A 23,468-nucleotide genomic window follows, 5' to 3' on the forward strand; every position below is an offset into this window, starting at 1 on the left:
TGTACTTTGGTGCAACCTTTTTTTGTGATTTTTAGCGATTTTTCTTAAAAATATGATATTTACTCTTTTTAAAAAGAACAATTTAAATAAAAAATGCACAAATTTACTACCATAATAGAAATTTTTAATTATATCAGCGCAAAATAGAGTTTTATCAGCGATTCCGAACCATTTATCAGCGATTATATATTTTTATCAGCGAAATCGAAGTTTACCATGGTAAAGTCTTCGGAAAGTAAATGCGTCCCTTTTTTGTTCCCGAAAAATTCAGATTTACAGAAAGCAGTAATCTTTTTGCTGTATCATGTGATTTTATTTGAGCAAACTCCCGAAACTGCTGATTTGTAATTTTCGAATCAAAGAGGAGAAAGTAATCTCTCAGGGTATTAATATGAGCATCTTTTGAAAATTTATCGCATGAAGAGCAGTACCATTTCTTTTTCACTCGAATAAGTGGAACATAATTGCAGTCAGGGCAGCAGACACCGGTTAATAAATCCGCTTTTTTAATTCCATACTTATTCAAAATATAACTTGTCGGTACCTTATTCAACTTTACAAGGAGTCGGCTCAGTTTTCGGAGATCTTTCGCATAAAGGAGAGGATTAGTATATTGTTTTTCAAAAAACTGAATTTTATTTATGAATGCATCTGACTTACATATTCGCGGCTTCACTTTATGAGCATTTTTCCCGGTGATGACATATGAAGCATATCCATTGCTGATAACTACTAGATAATCAACTGGAACCTTAGGAAATTTATGTTCTGCCATCAGTTTTTCTATATACACTTTATGCCTTTCTGATTGAGCAATCGGATCAGGGTACCCTTTTTCCTTGTCATTGATTATTTGGGTAAACTGCTCATTATCTGTATCAAATATTAATTTACCAGTCATATTTTTCACTTCAATTATTAGGGCGAATTCTGGTGTGAGGAGAAGGGTATCAATTTGGCAGTTGTAGTCTCCATCAGGAAGGTTTAAATCGTGAAGGATCTGGTATTTATCAATGGAAAGGAGACGTAAATAATAATCAAGACTCACCTCACCTTTGTATCCGGCATGCCTCCCCCCAAGCTCCTCTAAAATTTGCTGATACTTTGGGTAATTCAGAGGGAGACGCCGGCATAATGCCTCTAAAATTAGAATTACTAATGGAATTGTCCTTGCTTTTATGATCAAACCTAACACCCCTTTCATTTTACTACTATAATTCTGATCAAAGAATGAAATCCCTGCCGAATTTTAGCGAAATTTGTTAATAATATTTGTCTATTTATTTTTTCAGCGCGAATGATTAATTTATCAGCGAAGCTAGCCAATATATCAGCGATAACCCACCATATATCAGCGATAAATGCTATTTTATCAGCGAAGCGAAATTTCCCCCTCAGAAATACAAAAAAAGCCAGCCCGAAAATCTACACATTCGGGCTGGCTTCTATTAATTTAACCTCTTAGAACGGCTCCTGCCTTTTCTTTCAAGGTATTAAGCACTTTCTCATGAACCTTCGTTACCTCTTCATCAGTCAACGTACGCACTGGATCAACATATTTCAAAGAGAACGCGATCGATTTCATGCCCTCTTCCATCTTGTCTCCCTCATATAAATCAAACACGTTAACCTCTTTCAAGAGCGGTGCACCATTTGTTAAAATAATTTCCTTTAGGGTGCCTGACACCGTTTCTCTGTTTACCACAAGGGCAATGTCTCTTGTGATCGAAGGGAAGCGCGGGATGGCTTCGTACTGTAATGCTGGTGTTTCTGCTTCAAGTACTGCTTTTAATGAAAGTTCAAATACGTAGGTATCTTTCAAATCCAGCTCTTTTTGAACCGTTGGGTGGACTTGCCCGATAAAGCCGATTTTCTCACCGTTTAGGTGAATTTCCGCTGTACGGCCAGGGTGCATACCATCTATCTGTGCTTGAACAAATTGAACCTGTTCAAGAAGGCCAAGCTTAGCAAACATTCCTTCTAAAATACCTTTAACAACGAAGAAGTCAACAGTTTTCTTCTCCCCTTGCCAAGAATGACTGGACCAAATCCCGGTAACGGCTGCTGCTAAATGTTCTTTTTCAGTTGGAAGAGTGTCTGTGCCATTTGCTAAGAACACCGCACCTGTTTCATATACACCCAAACTATCATTTTGGCGAGCACTGTTATATTTTAATACTTCCAAAAGTTGTGGCATGATGCTCAAACGAAGGATGCTGCGCTCTTCACTCATTGGCATCGAAAGACGAATTGTATCCCGCTTTTCAAGCGCAAATTGTGCTGCTTTCTCCTCACTTGTCAGTGAATACGTAACAGCTTGGTATAAGCCTGCTCCCTCAAGATATTGACGAACCACACGGCGCTTTTTCTGATACTCAGACAAACCACCTGGTGTAGTTGATCCAATCGGCAACGTTTTTGGAATATTATCATAACCAAAAAGGCGAGCTACTTCTTCCAGTAAATCTTCTTCTATCTTAATATCTCCGCGGCGTGTCGGTGCCGTTACGGTGATGGTATCTTCTTCGATACTTACACCGAATTGAAGACGATCAAAGATTTCCTTCACGTCCTTCATCACAAGGTCTGTGCCAAGGACACGATTGATTTTTTCTAAAGTAATCGAAACAACTGCCGGCTCAACCGTCATTGTGTCTGCTTCAGCAGCACCTTCCAATACTTCACCGCCCGCGTATTTTGCCATTAGATAGGCGGCACGCTCTCCAGCAGCACGAACACGATTCGGGTCGACACCTTTTTCAAATCGAGCGCTCGCTTCACTTCTTAAACCATGATCTTTCGAAGCTTTTCTGATCGTAGCCCCGTTAAAGTAAGCTGATTCAAGTAAAACAGTCGTAGTGTCTGAAATTACTTCTGAATTTGCTCCCCCCATAACACCAGCTAGGGCAACAGGTTCAGTTCCATTTGTAATGACTAAATGATCAGCTGTAAGTGTACGTTCTGCATCATCGAGCGTGACAAATTTCTCCCCATCTGCTGCACGGCGGACAAGGATTTCTTTTGAACCTAAGCGGTCATAATCAAACGCATGGAGCGGCTGACCGTATTCAAGAAGAATATAGTTAGTAATATCAACCACGTTATTGTGCGGACGAATTCCTGCTGACATCAAGCGCGTTTGCATCCATAAAGGTGATGGACCGATTTTTACATTTTTAATGATTTTTGCCACATATAATGGGTTATCTTCTTTTGCCTCAACGACAATTTTCACATAATCAGATGCTTTTTCAGTTGCAGACTGAAGGTTCGTTTCCGGAAGTTTAACCTCTCTCCCAAGGATCGCCGCCACTTCATAGGCAACTCCTAACATGCTTAAGCAATCAGCGCGGTTTGGAGTCAAGCTCAGCTCAAGGATCTCATCGTCACGATTTAACATGGCAAGTGCATCAACACCCACTTCAGCATCCGCTGGAAAAACAAAGATTCCCTCAGAATATTCTTTCGGTACAACTTTTCCTTCCATCCCTAACTCAGTAAGCGAACAAATCATTCCGTTCGATTCTTCGCCGCGTAGTTTCGCCCGTTTAATTTTAAAATTACCTGGAAGAACTGCACCAACTGTGGCCACTGCAACCTTTTGACCTTGGGCCACATTCGGAGCACCGCAAATAATTTGGACCGGTTGTTCTCCGCCGACATCAACAAGACACTTACTTAATTTATCAGCATTTGGGTGCTGCTCGCGTTCAAGGACATGACCAACGACTACGCCTTGGATGCCGTCGTTAAGGATTTCTACTCCTTCGACCTCAATACCGCTTTTTGTAATTTTTTCAGCTAATTCAGATGCAGTTACTCCAGTTAAATCAATATAATCCTGGAGCCATTTATATGAAACGAACATGTCGTCATCCTCCTTTATTTTTATCAAACTTCAACGGCTTGGGTTGAAGCATTCAGTTTCACTCGTGTTTTGAAAATTGTTTTAAGAAACGAACATCATTTGTATAGAAATGTCTGATATCATCCACACCGTACTTTAACATCGCAATCCGCTCTGGTCCCATACCGAAAGCAAAGCCAGTGTATTTTTTAGAGTCATATCCAGCCATCTCCAGAACGTTAGGATGGACCATACCGGCACCAAGAATTTCGATCCAGCCTGTTCGCTTACAAACGCTGCAGCCATGACCACCGCAGATTTTACAAGAAATATCCATTTCTACTGAAGGTTCAGTAAATGGGAAAAAGCTTGGACGCAGGCGGATTTCACGATCTTCGCCGAACATTTTTTTCGCAAAAACTTCTAATGTTCCTTTTAGGTCACTCATGCGGATGTTCTCACCGACCACAAGACCTTCGATTTGCATAAATTGATGGGAGTGTGTCGCATCATCATTATCACGACGGTACACCTTTCCTGGGCAGATAATTTTGATAGGACCCTTGCCTTGGTGCTTTTCCATCGTACGAGCTTGAACAGGTGATGTATGGGTACGGAGCAGGATATCTTCTGTGATATAGAAAGAGTCCTGCATGTCGCGGGCCGGGTGCCCCTTCGGTAAATTAAGCGCTTCGAAGTTATAATAATCCTGCTCTACTTCAGGACCTTCCGCTACCTGATACCCCATGCCAATGAATAAATCCTCAATTTCTTCGATGATTCTTGTCAGTGGATGGTGGTTTCCAACCTTAACTGGTCGTCCTGGGAGGGTAACATCGATGCTTTCAGAAGCTAATTTTTCTAAAACAGCCGCCTCTTCTAACCCCGTATGTTTGGCTTCAATTTTAACGGCAATCGTTTCACGGACTTCGTTTGCTAATGCCCCCATAACTGGACGCTCCTCAGCAGAAAGCTTTCCCATTCCGCGTAGTACTTCCGTGATTGGGCCCTTTTTACCTAGGTAGGCAACACGAATGTCATTTAATTCTTTTAAGCTTACCGACTGTTCAATTTTTTGAATAGCCTCTTCCTGCAATTCCTTTAAACGTTCTTGCATGTCAATTCCTCCTTAATATTAATCAGTTGATCGGTGTCAGGCACCAATGAAAAAACAAAAAAACCCCATCCCTGGAAAGGGACGAGGTTTATAGTTCGCGGTACCACCCTTGTAAACACGTTATGTAAAGAAACATTGTGTTCGCTTCATTCGGATAACGGCATCTGCCGGTGCATCTTTACATTTTCGTTAGCGAAAATGGTCCCGATGCCAACTCAGGAGGTGAACTTCGCTTATCATTTCCATAAAAGTGCTTTCAGTCGCGGCACTTTCTCCCTAAATGGTCACTAAATAAGGTACTTTTCTCCGTCATCGTTCTTTAATATTCAATATTGTTCATTATTATATAATAATTTCCCTGTAAAGGTCAAACTAGTTTCCGCCTATTTTTTCAAATAATAGAGTAGAATCCCTGTTGCAACAGCAACATTCAAGGATTCACTTTTGCCGTAAATCGGGATATACAGGTTGGCTGTGGTGCTTGAGAGTATGTCTTTCCCGACGCCATTCCCTTCGTTTCCAACGATCAGGGCAAACGAATCACCAGTGGAAATGTCAGTATATGCAGATGCCCCTTCAAGTGCTGTACCGTATACAGGAATATTTTTTTCCTGAAGTTTGTCCATCCATTCATGAAGGTCGCCTCTTATTATCGGAAGGTGAAAATGGCTTCCTTGTGCCGACCTAAGGACCTTTGAGTTGTAAATATCCACACTTCCCCGTCCTACCACAACGGCGTCGATCCCTGCTGCATCTGCTGTGCGAATCATTGTTCCGAGATTTCCTGGGTCCTGAACGGCATCAATAAATAGGAAGGTCTTGGCATCTACCACTTCAGCATTTGCTATTCGGCAAACCCCATAAACTCCTTGTGGTGCCTCTGTATCTGTTAATGCATTCGATATCTCTTCCGTGACTTGTATTACTGGCGTCGAACCAGTATCGAAGCGGGAAGGTAAATCTACTTTTTCAGAAACGATGATTTCTACAATTTGCTCTCCTTGTTTTAGCGCTTCCTCCACTAAATGAAAGCCTTCAACTAAAAACGTTCCTGACTTATCCCGTTCTTTTTTGGTTAAAAGCTTTTTCCACTGTTTTACTTTAGGGTTATTTATCGATTCAATATATTTCAAAACCCGCTCTCCTTTTACAATTACGATGATTTTTTAATTATAGCCTAATAAAAATACATAATAAAACCAAAAGTAGAAAAACTATTTAAGAAATACAGGATAAAAAGGAGTGCATATACATGAATTTAAATTTACGTAATGCCATTGTTCACAATGTTTCGGGAAATACACAAGATCAATTAGAAGATACCATTGTTGATGCCATTCAAAATGGGGAAGAAAAAATGCTCCCAGGTCTTGGTGTTTTATTTGAAATCATTTGGAAAAATTCATCCGAAGATGAGAAAAAAGAAATGCTTACAACCCTTGAAAGCGGGTTAAAGTAATCATTTGTTGAAGCTGCCGATTACCCATCGGCAGTTTTTTATTTAAAAAAATCCCCGGCAAAGTTCATCCGGGGACCCCACAAAAAGTTATTCAAACGTAATTTTGTCAACAGTCTCTCGGTCTAAGCGCTTAATAACTTCGACAATCAACTTCACTGCGTTTTCATAATCATCACGATGGAGCATAGCCGCATGTGAATGAATATAGCGCGTCGCAATCGTAATCGGAAGCGCCGGAACCCCATGATGTGTCAAGTGGATTGACCCTGCATCTGTACCGCCGCCAGGAATGGACTCGAATTGATAAGGGATGTTCAATTCATCGGCTGTATCGGTCACTAAATCACGTAAACCTTTATGCGCTACTAGTGAGGCATCATAGATAACAACTTGTGGTCCCTTCCCCATCTTACTCATTGCTTCTCTTTCCGAAATTCCAGGTGTATCTCCGGCAATACCGACATCAACAGCAAAGCCGATATCCGGTTTGATTTTTGCAGTGGCTGTCTTAGCACCGCGCAACCCTACCTCTTCTTGAACATTACCTACCCCATAAACAACGTTCGGATGATCTACACCCTTTAATTGTTTCAGGACATCAATGGCAATTGCACAGCCAATCCGGTTATCCCAAGCCTTGGCTAATAGCATTTTTTCATTGTTCATCACTGTAAATTCAAAATATGGCACAACCATATCACCTGGACGAACGCCCCATTCAGTGGCTTCCTCACGGCTAGATGCACCAATATCAATAAACATGTCTTTAATTTCAACCGGTTTTTTGCGAGCTTCCGGTGATAAAATATGCGGAGGCTTAGAACCGATAATCCCGGTTACATCTCCTTTTCTTGTAACAATCGTCACACGCTGTGCAAGCATGACCTGCCCCCACCAGCCGCCAACCGTTTGAAAACGAAGGAAACCTTTGTCATCGATTTGAGTAATCATAAACCCGACTTCATCTAAGTGACCAGCCACCATGATTTTCGGGCCGCCCTCTTTACCTACCTTTTGAGCAATCAAACTGCCAAGTCCATCGGTTGTGATTTCATCAGCGAATGGAGCTATGTATTTTTCCATGACCTCGCGAACTTCACGCTCATTGCCGGGAATACCCTTGGCATCAGTTAACTCTTTTAACATCGTCAAGGTTTCATCTAGTTTTTCCATTATTTCGCCCCCTTTGTATAGGTACAATTTTATTATACAGAAGTAAATTGTAAAGTTACAAATTTCGCTCTGATTGGTTTAAATAACTCAGCATCCTTTGATTCTTTAAGAGGTTCACGGAATCTAGTCTTCATGGATAACATGTATCTTTATGGAGAATATTAAGTAAAAAGGAATACTTTGTTAAGGACGGGTTTGCTTTTGTATGTCATAAGCTTTTCTTACTGCAAAAGGGAGATAAATTAATGATTAAGGAAAAAATCAGTGCAATCCAGCTTTTTTATTTAATGGCAGGCTATGTATTAGGCACCGCGATGATTTTGGGATTAGGGGCAGACACGAAGCAGGATGCATGGATCTATATCTTAATCGGAATGGTATCCAGTCTATTATTAATGGTTGTTTATACGCAATTATCAACCTATTATTCAGGGGATACACTCGTTCAGATGCTTCCAAAGATAATCGGAAGGTTTCTTTCCTATCCCATTATCCTGCTTTATATTGCGCATTTTACCTATTCTGCTGCAAGAGCTTGCAGAGAATTGGGGGATCTGATTGTCTCAACCATCCTAACTAAAACCCCAATCTTAGTGGTAATAGGAAGCTTTATGGTGTTAATGATATATTGCTTGCTGGGCGGAGTAGAGACTTTGGGGCGAATGGCGGAAATCGTCTTTCCTATATATATTTTTGCTCTTATCCTGATTTGGCTTCTATTACTAAGTGTTGATCCATTTGATGTAAAAAATCTAACTCCTGTATTAGGTAATGGTGTAACGCCCCTATTGAAAAAAGCAGTTCCAACAGCCATAAACTTCCCATTTGGCGAAACCGTTGTCATTATGATGTTTTTTCCTTTTCTAAGTAATAAACAAAATATAAGAAAGATAGGATTGTTCAGTCTAATTATCGGAGGAATCCTGTTAACAGTTAATACTATTATGATGATTTCTACATTAGGACCGGAAATTTACAGCCAGGACCTTTTTACACTGCTTGCTGCAACTCAAATGGTTTCTGTTGCAGACTTTCTTGAGCGGTTTGATGCCCTAGTTATTTTAATGATGGTAGCAGGAGTATTTTTTAAGGTGGGAGGATTTACATTCGGTGCTTCCATTGCTATTTCTCAATTATTCAAGTTAAAACAAACTCGTTCCGTATTGATTGCACTAGGGTTAATTATTACCCCCTTATCGCTCATAAGCTCACCTAATTATGTTGAACATTTAGTTTTTGGATTTAAGTTTTATGTTCCATATTTTATGACTCTATTACAAATCATGGTGCCAATTTTATTACTTTTCATCGCAATGATTCGTAAAAAATTGGGCCTTCTATAGTCTCATTTAATCAATAAGGGTGGTACGTTCATTGAGAAATTTAAGACGGATTAAAAAATTAAATTCGACTATCCAAAATCAAAACCGAGACAAAATTCAGGAGGAAAAAGGAAACGATCAATTATCAGGGTTTCTTCAGGAAGATTTTTTACAGGTAAGGAAGTATTTTGAAGGGGCTTCAGATTTTAGATATCGTGAGCTTGAAATAAGCTCTACATACTCGGCTATGATTCTTTATCTCGATGGACTAGTGGGTATAGAAAGAATTGAATTAAATGTCATAACTCCTTTAGTCAAAAACAATGATGCATTCCTAAATAACCCTAAACCGACAATTGGTACCATAGTAGAAGAACTAAGTTCAGCTCAAGTAAAACAAGGAGAAACAATTCAGGAAGTGATTAATCATATTTTGTTAGGTGACACCGTTTTACTAATTGATGGTTTTAAACAATTCCTTTTTATTAGTGAACAAGCATGGGAAAAGCGCTCAATTGAAGAACCTTTATCCGAAGCAGTCGTTTTAGGACCAAGAGAAGGCTTTACTGAAAATATCCGAACCAATACAAGCATGATTCGAAGACGCTTAAAAACAACTAAACTTAAATTCGAAAGTATAAAAATCGGGAACCTTTCCCAAACCGAAGTAGTCATTTCCTATCTTGATGGGATTGCACAGCATTCAATCGTAGAAGAAGTTCGCAGTAGATTAAACCAGATTAATATCGATGCGATTGAGGACAGCGGCTACATTGTAGAGCTTATTGAGGATCATCCTTTCTCAGTGTTTCCGCAAATATTGCAAACTGAACGACCAGATCGAGTGGTCGGTAACCTTCTTGAAGGCAGGATTGGGATTATCGTTGAAAATAGCCCTTTTGCTCTTGTTGTTCCTGTGACTTTTTTTCAAATGATGAGTTCTCCTGAAGACTATTATGGAAAGTTTATCATGGCAACATTTATTCGATTCATCCGTTATCTATTTTTATTGGTTGCACTATTATTTCCCTCCATTTATATTGCTGTGACTACCTTCCATCAGGAATTACTGCCAACCAATCTTTTGTTTAGTGTTGCGGCTTCACGGGAAACGGTGCCCTTTCCAGCGGTTATCGAAGCCCTATTAATGGAAATAACCTTTGAAGCATTGCGTGAAGCAGGGTTACGATTGCCGCGTCCAATTGGATCAACCGTTAGTATTGTTGGGGCATTAGTAATCGGCCAAGCAGCTGTTGAGGCAGGAATTGTTTCTGCTCCATTAGTCATCGTTGTATCCACTACAGGCATTGCATCATTTATGTTTCCTAGTTATACCTTAACAGGAGCTATTCGGATCCTTCGGTTTTTAATGATTTTTTTATCCGCAACGTTAGGGTTTTATGGGATCTTATTAGGAGTTTTCTTTATTTTAGTTCACCTTGTTCAACTTCGTTCCTTTGGTGTTCCTTATTTGGCCCCTGTTGCCCCACTTAATTTTAACAACCTTAAAGACGTTTTTATTCGTGCTCCTTGGTGGATGATGAATGAACGCCCAGAACAAACAGGAAAAAGGAATTTGAAGAGATTAGGTCCCCGGAACCGTAAATACTAGTTCGTTTTAAAAGGACGGGATGTGCTTATGAAAGCGATTAGAAAGCTGCTAATAGTCGGCATAAACGTTTTTTTGCTTACAGGTTGTTGGAACCGGATTGAAGTGAATGATATTGCCATTGTAACCGCGATTGGATTAGACCTTGTTGAAGACGATATGATTCGCTTAACCCTTCAAGTAGCCATACCATCTAAGTTAGGACCCTCTGGAGGAAGTAATGGAGGAGGAAAAGAACGCAGTACATTTGTCATTTCAGAGAAAGGTGTGACCGTTTCTGAAGCTTACCGAAATTTACAACTGAAGCTATCAAGACGTGTATTTTTTTCTCAAAGCAGGATCTTATTGATCGGTGAGGCTTTAGCTAGGAAGGGAGTATCTAATATTATTGATTTTTATAAAAGGTTCCATCAATCTCGAATGAACAGTTTTATCATGTTTACAAAAGGAGAGGCTTCCGATGTTATTAAAAACATACCAAATTTAGAAAGTATTTCGGCAGAAGAAACAAAGGAACTTGCAAAGCTAAGTGTAGGTTTAAAGGTTTATGTCAGAGACTTTTTGAACATGCTTCTTACAGATGGATTAGAACCATATGCCCCTCAGTATAAATTAACTTCATTAGAAGTAGATACAAAAAATGAATCAGGAAAAACACAGGCTATTAATGGGGCTGCTGTATTTAAAAAAGACAAGCTAATAGGCTGGATGGATGAAACTGAAACCCGTGGAATTTTATGGCTTCGTAATGAAATAGAAGGAGGAGTCATTTCCATTGAAGTCCCAAAGGAAAAAGGCGGGGGAAATATTAGTTTTGATATTATTAGATCAAAAACCAAAATTCTTCCCCATCTTGAACATGGACAAATGAAACTTACTGTAAATGTTACCTCAGAACTGAGTGCAATTGAAAATTCTTCAAAGCTAGTATTATTTAATCCAAAAGTAATCGAAGAGACCCAAAAAAATATTGAAAAGGAGATAAAAGCCCGAATTCAATTGGTAGTAAATGGGGCTCAAAAAGACTTTCAATCAGACATATTTGGATTTGGCCATGCCGTTTACAGAGAATATCCAAAAGCATGGAATACGTTTTATAAGAAGAATTGGAACCAGGAGTTTTCACAAGTAGACGTAAGCATCCATTCAAAAGTTTTTATAAGAAGAATCGGCTTAAGTAAGTGAAGAAATACTTCATAAAAAAAATAGAAAATGTTCTAATCTTTTTTGGTATAAAAGGGGAACCATACCTATTTTTATTCTCAGAAGATTATCGATTAAAATAGTATGAAAAGGGACATTCTCACCTTATTGAAGAAATTTGATGCTGCAAAGCCCAAATTCTAATTAAGGAACGAATGTCCAATAATACTTTTATTGACCGGAAGAACCGAATCCACCTTCTGATCTACCCGTATCCGATAATATTTCTGTTTCTATAAGGTTAACTTTTAATACTGGGGCAATAACCATTTGGGCAATTCTCATTTGTTTTTCAATTGTAAAATCCTCTTTCCCATGATTAATAAGGATAATTTTTATTTCCCCTCGGTACCCTTCATCAATAGTCCCAGGACTATTAAGCACAGTTATGGAGTGATTTAAGGCTAGACCGCTTCTAGGCCTAATCTGCGCCTCGGTTCCTTTAGGTAATTCAATTTGTATACCCGTTCTTATTAAACCAGCTTCCCCTGCTTTGATTATTTTTTCCTCTATAGAAAATAAATCTAATCCAGCATCACCTTCATGCGCTCGATAGGGTAATAAAGCATCATCGTTTATTAATTTAACTTTCAATTTATATTCCATTTCGAACCTCGTTTCAAGAAATTTTTATGTAGCTTAATTGTTGATTAATATATTGTCTTGTTTTTACTATTGTTTAATAATCAAGCCCGCCAATTTCCATAAATGATAAAAGTGAAACTTTTTTCCTGATGAATCGTATTAGAAGGAAAAAAGGTGTAGGAGGCTTAGCCATGATATGGTTGTTGCGCTTCGTATTGTTGTTTTTCCTATTCTTCTTATTTAGCTATGTGTTAAAATCCCTTTTTACATCGAAACGAAAACTAGAAGCTGCCCGTAAACATAAACGTTTTTTATTAATTGATGATCAGGATGTCAGAAAAAATTTCTTACTTACTTATAAAGGTGCTATATTTGCTGGTGAGAAATACATGGGTGCTGCTGACAACACCTTTGACGTCGTCTCGATCATCATCTCGCCTGAAAATGCAGTCTCGCTAAAAGGGCTAGTTAAGGATGACTTTTTTTATATGGATAAAAAAATCCTTGAGTGTTATCCGAATGCTGAAATCCATTGGAAAAGTCCGGTGAAGGAATTTTTGCAGGATTAGCCGCCATTCATGCTCTTTTTAGAGCAGAAACTTAATGAGAAGAACGAGTTCGATTACTGCTAGGACAGGAAAACCAATTTTAAACGATGTATGCTTCGTTTTATGGCGGTAAAGCTGCATCCCTGCCGTCGTACCGACAGCGCCCCCAAATAATGCCACCAGCCACAAGGTCCTCTCTCGGATTCGGTACTCATGTTTTTTTGCCCGCTTCTTATCCTCCCACATAATCACGAGTCCTGCGATATTCATGATTAGATAGGCCAATAACCATATTTTCATATCCAATACCCCCTTATAGAAAAAGCCATCCTCATCAAAGAGAATGGCCTTTACATATGTCTAGCTCCAGCGCCTAAGCGCGCTTTTAGCTTTTCTAATTACTTGTTAATGTTTTGTTTTGCAGCGTTTGCTAATTCAGCAAATGCGTTTGCATCGCTTACTGCTAATTCAGCAAGCATCTTGCGGTTTACTTCGATACCAGCAAGCTTTAAGCCATGCATTAAACGGCTGTAAGAAAGACCGTTGATACGAGCTGCTGCATTGATACGAGTAATCCATAATTTGCGGAAGTCGCGTTTTTTCTGACGACGATCGCGGAAAGCATACATTAATGATTTCATAACCTGTTGGTTAGCAACTTTGTATAATGTATGTTTTGAACCGTAATAACCTTTTGCTAATTTAAGAACTTTTTTACGACGCTTGCGCGTAACTGTACCGCCTTTTACACGTGGCATGTAATTTCCCTCCAATATATAAATCGATCACTAAATTTTTACTTCATGTAAGTTAACATTTGACGAATGCGTTTGAAATCACCTTTAGAAACAAGGGATGCTTTGCGAAGCTTACGCTTTGCTTTTGTAGATTTGTTAGCAAATAAGTGGCTTGTATAAGCGTGGTCACGTTTAAGTTGACCTGAACCAGTTTTCTTGAAACGCTTTGCAGCGCCACGGTGAGTTTTCATTTTTGGCATTTGGGATATCCTCCTTATTACTTGTCGATTTTAGGTGCTAAAACCAGGAACATGCTCCGGCCATCCATTTTAGGATGGGATTCGATCGTTGCAACTTCCTTGCACGCTTCTGAAAAACGGTCTAACACACGTTGACCAATTTCTTTATGGGTAATCGCCCGGCCCTTGAAACGGATTGAAGCTTTTACCTTGTCGCCTTTTTCCAAGAACTTAATCGCATTACGTAACTTTGTATTAAAGTCATGCTCATCAATCGTTGGGCTGAGACGAACTTCTTTAGTAGTAATGATTTTTTGATTCTTCCGAGCTTCTTTTTCTTTCTTTTGCTGCTCGAATTTAAACTTGCCATAGTCCATAATTCTGCCGACTGGAGGCTTTGCATTTGGTGCTACTAGTACCAAATCAAGATTCACTCTTCCGGCAATCTCTAAGGCTTCAGTTTTGGTTTTAATCCCTAACTGTTCGCCATTTTGATCAATTAGGCGGATTTCGCGAGCGCGAATGCCCTCATTTAACAACATGTCTTTGCTAATAATTAGCCACCTCCAAGGTTTTATCACGAATACAACGTTTTGGTCAAGAAAATCATAAGGAACCCTTTTCAACCTAAACGTCTGACACCCTATTGAATCAACAGGTAGTAAAGCTTTTTAGCAGTGCTATTAAGTGAACAAACAAAAAAGTGCGGATGAATGCACCCACACTTTACAGAACATAAGTAATAAAACCAAAAAGTTCACGTAAACCTGCCAACTGCCAATTGCGTCAATCAGGTGAGAAGCGGGTGCTTCTTCTTTTCCCAAAAACAAGTATTCAATTTTCCACCTTAGTTAATATAACATAAGCAAAGACGTAATGTCAAACAAACTATTTCCTTTGACAACGAAATTTATTTTAGCAAGAAACTGAAAATTATTCAATATATTTTTTTATTATAAAAAAAGAAAGAGAGATTACTCCCTCTTCCGAATAAAAATTATCCTCTTTTCACTTCAGCAACGATTGCTGCTAAAAACTCTGAAAATGGCTTTGTTTCTGAGTTTTGTTCACCATATTTACGGACATTGACAGCTTGGTCTTCGACTTCTTTATCACCAACAACCAGCATATATGGTATTTTTTGCATTTGAGCTTCGCGAATTTTATAGCCGATTTTTTCATCACGGCCATCTAATTCGACACGTAATCCTTCATTTTGAAGTTGCTCCTGTACTTGCTTAGCATAATCATAGTGTGCACCAGGAGATACTGGAATAACCTGTACCTGTACTGGAGCCAGCCAAGTAGGGAAAGCGCCTTTGTATTCTTCAATTAAGAAGGCAACAAATCGTTCCATTGTTGACACAACGCCACGGTGGATAACGACTGGACGATGCTGCTTGCCGTCCTCACCAACATATGTTAAATCAAAACGTTCTGGTAATAAGAAGTCTAATTGAACAGTGGAAAGTGTTTCTTCTTTCCCTAGAGCTGTCTTAACTTGAACGTCAAGCTTAGGACCGTAGAATGCTGCTTCTCCTTCTGCCTCATAGTAGTTAAGACCAAGATCATCCATGGCATCCTTCAGCATCGATTGTGCTTTTTCCCACATCGCGTCATCGTCAAAATACTTTTCAGTATCTTGCGGGTCACGGTAAGATAAACGGAAGGAATAGTCATTAATATCAAAGTCTTTATAGACCGCTAAGATTAGGTTAACAACCCGTTTGAATTCATCTTTAATTTGGTCAGGACGAACAAAAATATGTGCATCATTTAAAGTCATTCCACGAACACGCTGTAGTCCTGAAAGGGCACCAGACATTTCATAGCGATGCATTGTTCCAAGTTCGGCAATTCGGATTGGAAGTTCACGATAGCTGTGAATGCTGTTCTTGTACACCATCATATGATGTGGACAGTTCATTGGACGAAGAACTAATTGTTCATTGTCCATTTCCATGATCGGGAACATATCTTCCTGGTAATGATCCCAGTGACCTGAAGTCTTATATAAATCAACACTGCCCATGACCGGAGTGTACACATGGTCATAACCTAGACGCTGTTCTTTATCAACAATATAACGTTCAACCACACGACGAATTGTTGCGCCTTTCGGAAGCCATAATGGTAATCCCTGTCCTACCAATTGGTTACTAGTGAAAAGGTTTAACTCTTTACCAATTTTACGGTGGTCACGTTCTTTCGCTTCTTCAAGCAAGCGAAGATGCTCAGCTAAATCCTCTTTCTTAAAAAAGGCTGTTCCGTAGATACGTTGTAACATTTTATTTTTGCTGTCACCGCGCCAGTATGCACCCGCAATGCTTAACAATTTAAATTCTTTAATTTTTCCTGTCGATGGAACATGGACACCACGGCAAAGGTCAAAAAAGTCACCTTGCTCATAGATTGTCACTGTTTCCTCATCAGGAATGGCCTCGATTAGTTCCAGCTTATAAGGGTCACCCGCTTCTTTAAATAGCTGAACAGCGTCCGCACGGCTTACTTCCTTGCGAACAATTTCAATATTTTCATTGACGATTTTCGCCATTTCTTTTTCAATCCTTGGCAGATCTTCAGGAGTTAATGATTCCTCAAGGTCCATATCATAATAAAAACCACCCTCAATAACAGGACCAACTCCTAAATTCACACCAGGATAAAGCCTTTTAATAGCCTGTGCCATTAAGTGTGCTGTACTGTGCCGTAAAATCTCTAAAGCATCATTGGAATCAGGGACGACGATTTCTATTGAACCGTCTTCATTAATTGGACGGCGAAGATCATAAAGTTGACCGTTCCATTTACCGGCAATCGCTTTTTTCTTTAGGCCGGGGCTGATGGAAGCGGCGATATCTTCCGTTGTTGTTCCACGTGGGAACTCCTTTACTGCCCCATCTGGAAACGAAATCTTAACAACGTCTGACATGGTAATTCCTCCTTTGTAATGAAGCGTCTTCGGGTCATTTTTGCCCAGAAAATTCGCTTTTGAAAAATAAAAAAACCCGTCCCTGGAATAGGGACGAGTTTTGATAAACACGTGGTTCCACCCAATTTTTCATTTTCGAATGGCACACATTGAAAATGACTTTGGTCAGTTAACGGCTGTAGCCGTCAACAATTACTGACTTCATAGAAAACATGAAGTGTTCACTGCTGAAGTTTAAAGGTGGTAAGTATTATTTTCGTGTTAGGAGGCTTTCAGCCCTGTCCTCCCTCTCTAGAAACCGTAAAAAATACTGTTATCCTTATCATTACTTTTGCTATGAATATTCTATGTACGTTATTATAATGACTAATTCCCTAAAAATCAAGGGACATCAACCTACAAAAACAAATTATTACAAAAATTCCTGTATCTCAAGCATGGTTTTCCGAAGAATTATTATCTGCCGCCCATTTTTTAACTTCACGGAGGGACGCAAACGATTTCACAGTTACTCTTTCTTCAAAGATGTTTTTGATTGTTCGAACTAAGGGTTCTTCTGGGTCTTTTGTATACAGAAAAATAGTTGTAGGCGCAAGCGATAAAAGTGGTGCAATGGAAGCAGAATCGACATAAACAGGATGATTAACAAGTAACTTTCGGTCAATCAATCTAATTAATTCAGCTCTTTTCATCTCTACAAACTGGTCGTTATAAAAAGTAATTTCCTCGTCAAACAATAAATGAAGAACGTCCATTTTGGGTTCCCTGTTCATTAAAAAGTCCCTGAGCATTTGCACAAACATTTGATACTCCTGCTCCATTTTATATTCATCAATGGCAATCTCAACATAACCTTCCAGTAACTGGAGGTATGGCCGCAAACGAAATTTATGAAAGGAGTCAAACGAAAAAGAAATATCATCCTGAAAGATATACTCGATAGCTGCTCTAATATTAGGCTCTTCATTTCTATCCTTCAAAAAGACAATCAGATCTTCTCTTTGACCTTCAAGAATGGAATAGATAATTTCCATTATTTGTTGCTGCACTTCTAGATCCTCATAAAAATAACGGTTTTTTAATATTTCCCTGAACCAATCGTCACGTTTTATGTTCGTAATAAATTCGTAAAATGCATTTTTAACCATAGTAGAAATTTCAATGGATAAGAAGCTACCTAAAAATTTTACTATATGTTGATCTTCTATTAGAAGAATAGTTTCTTTATCATAATTATTTGGTAAGTACTCCAGCAAGTGGTAATAAAACTTTTGAGCATCCAGCTTGCTTTGGAAGATGATTTCCGCCAACCAAATCCCCCCTTTAAGCCAATCTTTGTTAATATATATGGGGGACTTGGCTAAAATAGAAGTTAGCTGACAGTTGCTTTTGTTATTTACAGAAAAAAATCCCAAAAAAAGACTGCTGACCTGTTTCAGCAATCCGGAAAACACGTTTTATTCCCGTCTGTTTGGACCATCGACCATCACTGGCACACTCAGGGAGCGGATTCTCTCCATGATTCGTCGGGCTTTCATTTTCTCTTCTTCGCCCCGCTGGCTGTAGGTTAAATGATGCTCTAGCTCCCCAAAATTAAAGTTTGAGGTAAAAAATGTCGGCAGGCTTTCAAGCATACGGAACTGTAAAATTGGCCCTAAAACTTCATCCCTTGTCCAACTTGAGACAGCTTCTGCACCAATATCATCAAGCATTAGGATCGGTTCTCTTTTTAATGCTTCAATTTTTTCATTCAAAGTCGAATCAGCAATCGAACTTTTCATTTCCCTTAATAGTTCAGGGACATAGACAATCATCGAAGAAATCTGTTTTTTTGCCAATTCATTGGCGATTGCCCCTAATAGATAGGACTTTCCGACACCGAATTTCCCGTAAAGAAAGAGGCCCTTTGGTTTTTTACCTGCCTCATAATTCATTAAAAAGGTTGCGGCCTTATCTCCGGCATCCAGCCTACCTGAGTCTCCTTCAAAGTCTTCAAAGGTGGCCTCAAGTATGTCTCTTGGCACATATAGACTTTTGATTAGTTTTTCATTTTTCTTTTTTTCATCTGCCATGATTTTTCGAGGACAGCGTTTATAAACAACATCAATGGAGTTTCGGGATAATACCAATTCTGGGTGAAATCCCTTCATGAAATTGATGCAGCTATCCAGACTTTCACATTTGTGGCATTCCTTGCTTTGGTTCGTATACTCGTACAGTTTACTCATGCTTTTATCAATCATGGATTGATCAATCTCATTTTGATGTTGTTCTAAAAAGGCTTGAATATCCGGATTTTCAAGGACTTGCCTGCGTTGTTGCTCATATCGTTTTTGAAAGCTTTCATTAGAAGCTAATCTTTTCAATGTTCGATTGATTTTTTCCAATTTTGGTCACCTCCTATTTGCGAAACGCTTTTAACTTTTCTTCAATCGCACGCTTTTTCGCTTCAACTTCACTGTTGTTTCCTTGCGCGGGATCTTTGCCCGCATCTTTTGTACTTTCATCAAACCAGTCAGGAATTAATTCTGTCCGTATTGGTTTTTTATTAGTCGATCTTGTAGTTTTTTTACTTTCTGTTACCTTGTGTTCCTCATTCTTCGCGAGCTCCATCGCTTCTTTCACCGTTTTCACTTGTTTCCTTGCCCAATGACTAGCGATTGTCTCGACAAAACCCTTTGTAAATTTCATGTCCGTTTTTCTCATAACCACTTCAATTAGGACATTTACCACACCTGGGGGAAGTTTATATTTAATCATGATCTCTTCTAAGGTTTTCAAATTGGCATTCGAAGGTTCAACGCCGCCCGAGATTTCTTTAAAAACGATGAGTGGCGGGGTCGTCTCATACGAGCGAATTAATTTTTCTTCCTGTGTTTTAGGTTCGGTGATTTGAGTTTGATGAACAATTGGTTGTGTTCGGTTAATAAGACTCGGAAGCTGGTCGTAATTGACAAATTGATACCAATCACGAGCCCCCTTTCTCAAGTCCTCTATATCAATTTCTTCATGCTCATTAATAGCACCTAAGATGAAATTTTTCATTTCGATTGCATCTATTTGGTACAGAAATGCAAGATTACTAATTACACTTTTTACTTTTGGCGTTAGCGCTTTTTTGGGAACAAGTGATTCATTCAGCCCTGCAGTTAACAAATCAAAATCAAACGTGTCCACACCAATTTGGATCGGACTCGGCTCATTTCGACCGATAAACTGTTGATTTTCTTCCTCTTGTAATTCTTCGGAAAGGGCTTGAATATATTGCATACTGCCAGGTGCTGCTGATGCAAACACGTCCTGAAAGGCTCTTGTAACATCTACATACTCGTCTTCCCTTGGCTTTTGTTGATCACTAAAAAAGCGCTTCAGACGAGAGAAATGGTTTTTTCCAATTTTTCGATAAAGATAAATATTTAACATCCCATCTAAAAAGAATTGCTCAGGACTTAAAGGTGGATGCAGTTCATAGATGAAGGACCGTCCCCCTTCATCTGTTTTGACACGAGTCTTTAATAAACCAATGCCTTCTAGCTTCAATCTGGCTTCGTAAATATCCTTTAAGTTCATCTCTAAGAGATTCATCAATAAATGATGAGTGGAAGACTCAGACCAGAGCCGATTTTCCTCTAACTCCGCCCAGAGCGTCATATACAAACTAAAGCAAGTTGACCCAATCAAGGGCTGATATAAAAACGTCAGCACTTTACGGTCATACTCATGCAGCAGCCCATCAGCCGCAACTATATAACGGTCGATAGGGAGAATTTCCTGCCAATGCTGCGCCATATCACTCCAACCTTTCTTGTTATAAAATCAAAAAGAGCCAAAAACTCTTTAGCTCTTAAGATTTTTCTTTTTTGATTAATTCTTTTAATTCATCAATAAAAACATTAATATCTTTAAACTGACGGTAAACGGATGCAAACCGTACATAGGCGACTTCGTCCACGTGTGCCAGCCTGTCCATGACCATTTCACCGACTGCTTCACTTTTTATTTCAGAAATCCCCTGACTCCGCAGATCCTTTTCAACACCATGCGTTATATCTTCTAATTCCTTTAAGGCTACCGGCCGCTTCTCACATGCCTTAATCAAGCCACGTAATATTTTATCACGGCTAAACTCTTCTCGGGTCCCTTCTTTCTTGACTACAATCAGCGGGATCTCTTCAATCTTCTCAAACGTAGTAAAACGATACCCACATTCTTCACATTCGCGTCTCCTCCGTGTTGCTCGACCTTCATCAACTGGGCGAGAGTCGAGGACGCGTGTACCATAATTTTGACAAGATGGGCATTTCATTGTAATCAACTCCAAATCTACACTTTACTCCCGAACAAAAACGCTTACTTTCATCTTATAAAAAAGACTATCTTTATACAAGTAGTAGTACTAGGAGTTTTTTATTCCTATAAAGGTATGTAATTGATTAATTCGCTCGTAATAAGAATTAATCCGCTTTTTTAAATCGGGATAGGTGCCGAGTAAGGAAAATTTTTCAGATGAAATATTAAAGTCTACCGCTGTTTCCATTGGCTTTACTCCCACAATTGTAACAATTAGAAAGCAGGGGATGGGTTTACTGATTTCAACAGCAATTTCTCCATGTTCTTTAGAAACAGTGGTGACCCGGCAATCAGCATCTTCATGGAATAACTTTTCAACAGATGCAAATAATTGATTAAACATCGCCTTATAATAATGCGTTTTTAAGGAATCATCCTTAATCTGATCTGAAGTCTCAATTTGCTTTTTAAAACGAACAAATAGGTTACCTAACATAGCCATACTATTCCTCCCATGATGTAGCTTTGTTCTTATTGTACAACATTAGTCTAGAAAATATAAAAAGAGGTGTATGTATAAATACACCTCTACGTTGATTATTTTTATAGTGATTATAAAACCTTTGCCTGTTTTACATGAACAGGACCCATGCCACGCGGAATTTCAATATTTTCACGTGTTTGTGCATTTAATGCTTCAGCAATATAATCGGCCGCAACATTAGGATTCAAATCGCCGCAAGTGTATACATCTATGCTGGCATATCCATGTTCAGGGAAGCTGTGAATGGTAAGATGTGATTCAGAGATAATAACCACACCACTTACACCTTGTGGGGCAAATTTATGAAATGCTACTTCACGGATTTCCGCACCTGATCTAAGAGCTGCTTCAACAAAAGTTGTTTCAATAAAATTCATATCATTTAATTTTTCAAAGTCGCATCCCCAAAGCTCAGAGATTACGTGACGTCCCATTGTTTCCATATTCATTTTTCCCCCTCTAACCTTTTATGTTCTTTCTTGAAATCCTGTTATTGACGGTATCCGAGTAACTACCACGGGGGAAAGTTAGTCCAGAGAGGTCCTAACCCTTTAAGTAATTAATAGCTACCTGATTTCAAGAAGTTCACGATGACTAGTATACTTTGTTTATATTTTTTTTGCAACCTATCAATATAAAAAACTTTATATGTTAATTTTGTAACAAGGTTAATGGGCATGTTCCATTTTTCATTCGATAAAAAAACACTAAATCAAAGCTATTTTATGCAAAAAACACCCAAATGGCTCAAGCAAGGCAAAAAAAATGCTGTCTATCGACAGCATTTTATCCAACCTTTATTTGTGATGATTTTGCTATTTCCTCTGCAACATACATGGTGAGATCCACGACACGTGAAGAATACCCCCACTCATTATCATACCATGCTAAAACCTTTACTTTTCTTGTTCCCATCACCATTGTGGAAAGACCATCAATGATGGCAGAATGTTCATTAGTATTAAAGTCAACGGATACTAATGGTTCCATCGTCAAATCCAAAATGCCTTTTAATGGGCCATTTGCCGCTTCAATAAATGCGTTATTGACATCATCAAGGGTCACATCATGATTAAGATCAACTACTAAGTCAACAAGTGAAACGTTTGGTGTTGGCACACGAAGTGACATCCCATGTAATTTACCTTTTAAGTGTGGTAACACAAGTGAAATTGCCTTGGCCGCTCCTGTTGTTGTTGGTATGATAGATTGTCCACATGCACGAGCCCTTCGTAAATCTTTATGAGGGTTATCGATATTTTTTTGATCATTTGTATAGGCATGAATCGTTGTCATTAATCCGCTTTCAATGCCAAATTTTTCATCTAACACCTTTGCAACAGGTGCAAGGCAGTTGGTGGTACATGATGCATTTGAGATAATGTCATGATGATTGATATCAAGCATTTCTTCATTAACACCCATTACAATTGTGACATCCTCATTTTTCCCTGGTGCAGTTAAGATCACTTTCCTGGCTCCTGCTTCTAAGTGCAGTGCAGCCGCTTCACGAGCATTAAACTTTCCTGTCGCTTCTATAACAATATCAATACCAAACTCTCTCCAGGGAAGTTCCTCTGGATTACGACTGCTTAATAGTTTAATTCTTTTGCCATTGACGATTAACTCATCATCTAAAGGGATAACTTCTCCCTGAAATGGTCCATGATTTGTATCATATTTAAGTAAATGTGCTAATGTTTCCGCTGGATAGCTTGCATTTATGGCAACAACCTCAAGCTTATTTTCAAGGATCGCTTTTCTAAAAACCATCCTGCCAATTCTCCCAAATCCGTTTATTGCAACTCTCGTCTTCATTTTACATCCCCTTTTTTGCATTAATGTCATACTTAATACTTGTAT

At 38.9% G+C, this 23,468-nt stretch carries 23 protein-coding genes and 3 other annotated features; of the genes, 5 read left to right on the plus strand and 18 right to left on the minus strand.

Features of this window, described 5'->3' with window-relative positions; translation table 11 throughout:
• Positions 1-211: 211 nt before the first annotated feature.
• The 4 genes from J7E66_RS13970 to J7E66_RS13985 all read right to left on the minus strand — a co-directional run bounded on the left by J7E66_RS13970 (position 212) and on the right by J7E66_RS13985 (position 6,097).
• The gene (locus J7E66_RS13970) at positions 212-1,186 is read right to left on the minus strand and encodes a nuclease-related domain-containing protein (RefSeq protein WP_215000982.1); all 975 of its coding nucleotides are present in this window, start codon (positions 1,184-1,186) and stop codon (positions 212-214) included.
• 267 nt (positions 1,187-1,453) lie between these two features.
• The gene (gene pheT / locus J7E66_RS13975) at positions 1,454-3,868 is read right to left on the minus strand and encodes a phenylalanine--tRNA ligase subunit beta (protein ID WP_215000985.1); all 2,415 of its coding nucleotides are present in this window, start codon (positions 3,866-3,868) and stop codon (positions 1,454-1,456) included.
• 58 nt (positions 3,869-3,926) lie between these two features.
• Positions 3,927-4,964 (minus strand): phenylalanine--tRNA ligase subunit alpha, encoded by a 1,038-nt coding sequence (gene pheS, locus J7E66_RS13980; protein WP_215000989.1) that lies wholly within the window; start codon positions 4,962-4,964, stop codon positions 3,927-3,929.
• A 74-nt stretch (positions 4,965-5,038) separates the two neighbouring features.
• Positions 5,039-5,286: a binding site (T-box leader), on the minus strand.
• Positions 5,287-5,347: 61 nt separating this feature from the next.
• Entirely contained in the window at positions 5,348-6,097 is a 750-nt protein-coding gene (locus J7E66_RS13985; protein ID WP_215000991.1) for a TrmH family RNA methyltransferase, read from the minus strand.
• A 119-nt stretch (positions 6,098-6,216) separates the two neighbouring features.
• Here J7E66_RS13985 and sspI point away from each other — a divergent pair, with 119 nt between their 5' ends.
• A complete protein-coding gene (sspI, locus tag J7E66_RS13990) occupies positions 6,217-6,423 on the plus strand; it encodes a small acid-soluble spore protein SspI (protein WP_088089203.1) in 207 nt (68 codons plus the stop codon).
• An 87-nt stretch (positions 6,424-6,510) separates the two neighbouring features.
• Here the strand turns inward: sspI and J7E66_RS13995 are convergent, their stop codons facing one another.
• Positions 6,511-7,596 (minus strand): M42 family metallopeptidase, encoded by a 1,086-nt coding sequence (locus J7E66_RS13995; RefSeq protein ID WP_215000993.1) that lies wholly within the window; start codon positions 7,594-7,596, stop codon positions 6,511-6,513.
• Positions 7,597-7,841: 245 nt separating this feature from the next.
• Between J7E66_RS13995 and J7E66_RS14000 the strand changes: the two genes are divergently transcribed.
• The 3 genes from J7E66_RS14000 to J7E66_RS14010 are packed head-to-tail and all read left to right on the plus strand — an operon-like array spanning position 7,842 to position 11,712.
• Positions 7,842-8,939: a GerAB/ArcD/ProY family transporter gene (locus J7E66_RS14000; protein ID WP_215000996.1), complete on the plus strand. Its 1,098-nt coding sequence runs from the start codon at positions 7,842-7,844 to the stop codon at positions 8,937-8,939.
• Positions 8,940-8,970: 31 nt separating this feature from the next.
• A complete protein-coding gene (locus J7E66_RS14005; protein ID WP_215000999.1) occupies positions 8,971-10,530 on the plus strand; it encodes a spore germination protein in 1,560 nt (519 codons plus the stop codon).
• 27 nt (positions 10,531-10,557) lie between these two features.
• Complete coding sequence (locus J7E66_RS14010; protein WP_215001002.1) at positions 10,558-11,712, plus strand: Ger(x)C family spore germination protein; 1,155 nt, start codon at positions 10,558-10,560, stop codon at positions 11,710-11,712.
• Between the two features lie 189 nt (positions 11,713-11,901).
• Here the strand turns inward: J7E66_RS14010 and dut are convergent, their stop codons facing one another.
• Positions 11,902-12,336 (minus strand): dUTP diphosphatase, encoded by a 435-nt coding sequence (dut, locus tag J7E66_RS14015; RefSeq protein ID WP_215001005.1) that lies wholly within the window; start codon positions 12,334-12,336, stop codon positions 11,902-11,904.
• Between the two features lie 170 nt (positions 12,337-12,506).
• Here dut and J7E66_RS14020 point away from each other — a divergent pair, with 170 nt between their 5' ends.
• Positions 12,507-12,884, plus strand: coding sequence for a sigma-w pathway protein ysdB (locus J7E66_RS14020; RefSeq protein WP_215001008.1), 378 nt, complete (start codon positions 12,507-12,509; stop codon positions 12,882-12,884).
• 18 nt (positions 12,885-12,902) lie between these two features.
• Here the strand turns inward: J7E66_RS14020 and J7E66_RS14025 are convergent, their stop codons facing one another.
• From J7E66_RS14025 to J7E66_RS14080, 12 genes are all read right to left on the minus strand, one after another.
• Positions 12,903-13,163: a DUF1294 domain-containing protein gene (locus J7E66_RS14025; protein ID WP_168245285.1), complete on the minus strand. Its 261-nt coding sequence runs from the start codon at positions 13,161-13,163 to the stop codon at positions 12,903-12,905.
• Between the two features lie 98 nt (positions 13,164-13,261).
• Positions 13,262-13,621: a 50S ribosomal protein L20 gene (rplT, locus tag J7E66_RS14030; protein ID WP_168245286.1), complete on the minus strand. Its 360-nt coding sequence runs from the start codon at positions 13,619-13,621 to the stop codon at positions 13,262-13,264.
• Between the two features lie 38 nt (positions 13,622-13,659).
• On the minus strand, positions 13,660-13,860 hold the full coding sequence (rpmI, locus tag J7E66_RS14035) for a 50S ribosomal protein L35 (protein ID WP_066258063.1): 201 nt from the start codon (positions 13,858-13,860) through the stop codon (positions 13,660-13,662).
• 17 nt (positions 13,861-13,877) lie between these two features.
• A complete protein-coding gene (infC, locus tag J7E66_RS14040) occupies positions 13,878-14,396 on the minus strand; it encodes a translation initiation factor IF-3 (protein WP_168246258.1) in 519 nt (172 codons plus the stop codon).
• 134 nt (positions 14,397-14,530) lie between these two features.
• Positions 14,531-14,662: a sequence feature (ribosomal protein L20 leader region), on the minus strand.
• A gap of 174 nt (positions 14,663-14,836) precedes the next feature.
• Positions 14,837-16,771: a threonine--tRNA ligase gene (gene thrS, locus J7E66_RS14045; RefSeq protein ID WP_215001010.1), complete on the minus strand. Its 1,935-nt coding sequence runs from the start codon at positions 16,769-16,771 to the stop codon at positions 14,837-14,839.
• Between the two features lie 86 nt (positions 16,772-16,857).
• Positions 16,858-17,106, minus strand: a binding site (T-box leader).
• A 96-nt stretch (positions 17,107-17,202) separates the two neighbouring features.
• On the minus strand, positions 17,203-18,081 hold the full coding sequence (gene ytxC, locus J7E66_RS14050) for a sporulation protein YtxC (protein WP_215001012.1): 879 nt from the start codon (positions 18,079-18,081) through the stop codon (positions 17,203-17,205).
• A gap of 147 nt (positions 18,082-18,228) precedes the next feature.
• On the minus strand, positions 18,229-19,158 hold the full coding sequence (gene dnaI / locus J7E66_RS14055) for a primosomal protein DnaI (protein WP_215001014.1): 930 nt from the start codon (positions 19,156-19,158) through the stop codon (positions 18,229-18,231).
• A 13-nt stretch (positions 19,159-19,171) separates the two neighbouring features.
• Entirely contained in the window at positions 19,172-20,560 is a 1,389-nt protein-coding gene (locus J7E66_RS14060; RefSeq protein WP_215001016.1) for a replication initiation and membrane attachment family protein, read from the minus strand.
• Between the two features lie 55 nt (positions 20,561-20,615).
• A complete protein-coding gene (nrdR, locus tag J7E66_RS14065) occupies positions 20,616-21,077 on the minus strand; it encodes a transcriptional regulator NrdR (RefSeq protein WP_144564449.1) in 462 nt (153 codons plus the stop codon).
• A gap of 90 nt (positions 21,078-21,167) precedes the next feature.
• Positions 21,168-21,563, minus strand: coding sequence for a hypothetical protein (locus J7E66_RS14070; protein WP_215001018.1), 396 nt, complete (start codon positions 21,561-21,563; stop codon positions 21,168-21,170).
• Between the two features lie 110 nt (positions 21,564-21,673).
• Entirely contained in the window at positions 21,674-22,048 is a 375-nt protein-coding gene (gene speD / locus J7E66_RS14075) for an adenosylmethionine decarboxylase (RefSeq protein ID WP_088089215.1), read from the minus strand.
• Between the two features lie 343 nt (positions 22,049-22,391).
• Complete coding sequence (locus J7E66_RS14080; protein ID WP_215001020.1) at positions 22,392-23,423, minus strand: glyceraldehyde-3-phosphate dehydrogenase; 1,032 nt, start codon at positions 23,421-23,423, stop codon at positions 22,392-22,394.
• Positions 23,424-23,468 lie beyond the last annotated feature (45 nt).

The sequence above is a fragment of the Bacillus sp. ISL-7 genome, assembly GCF_018613065.1.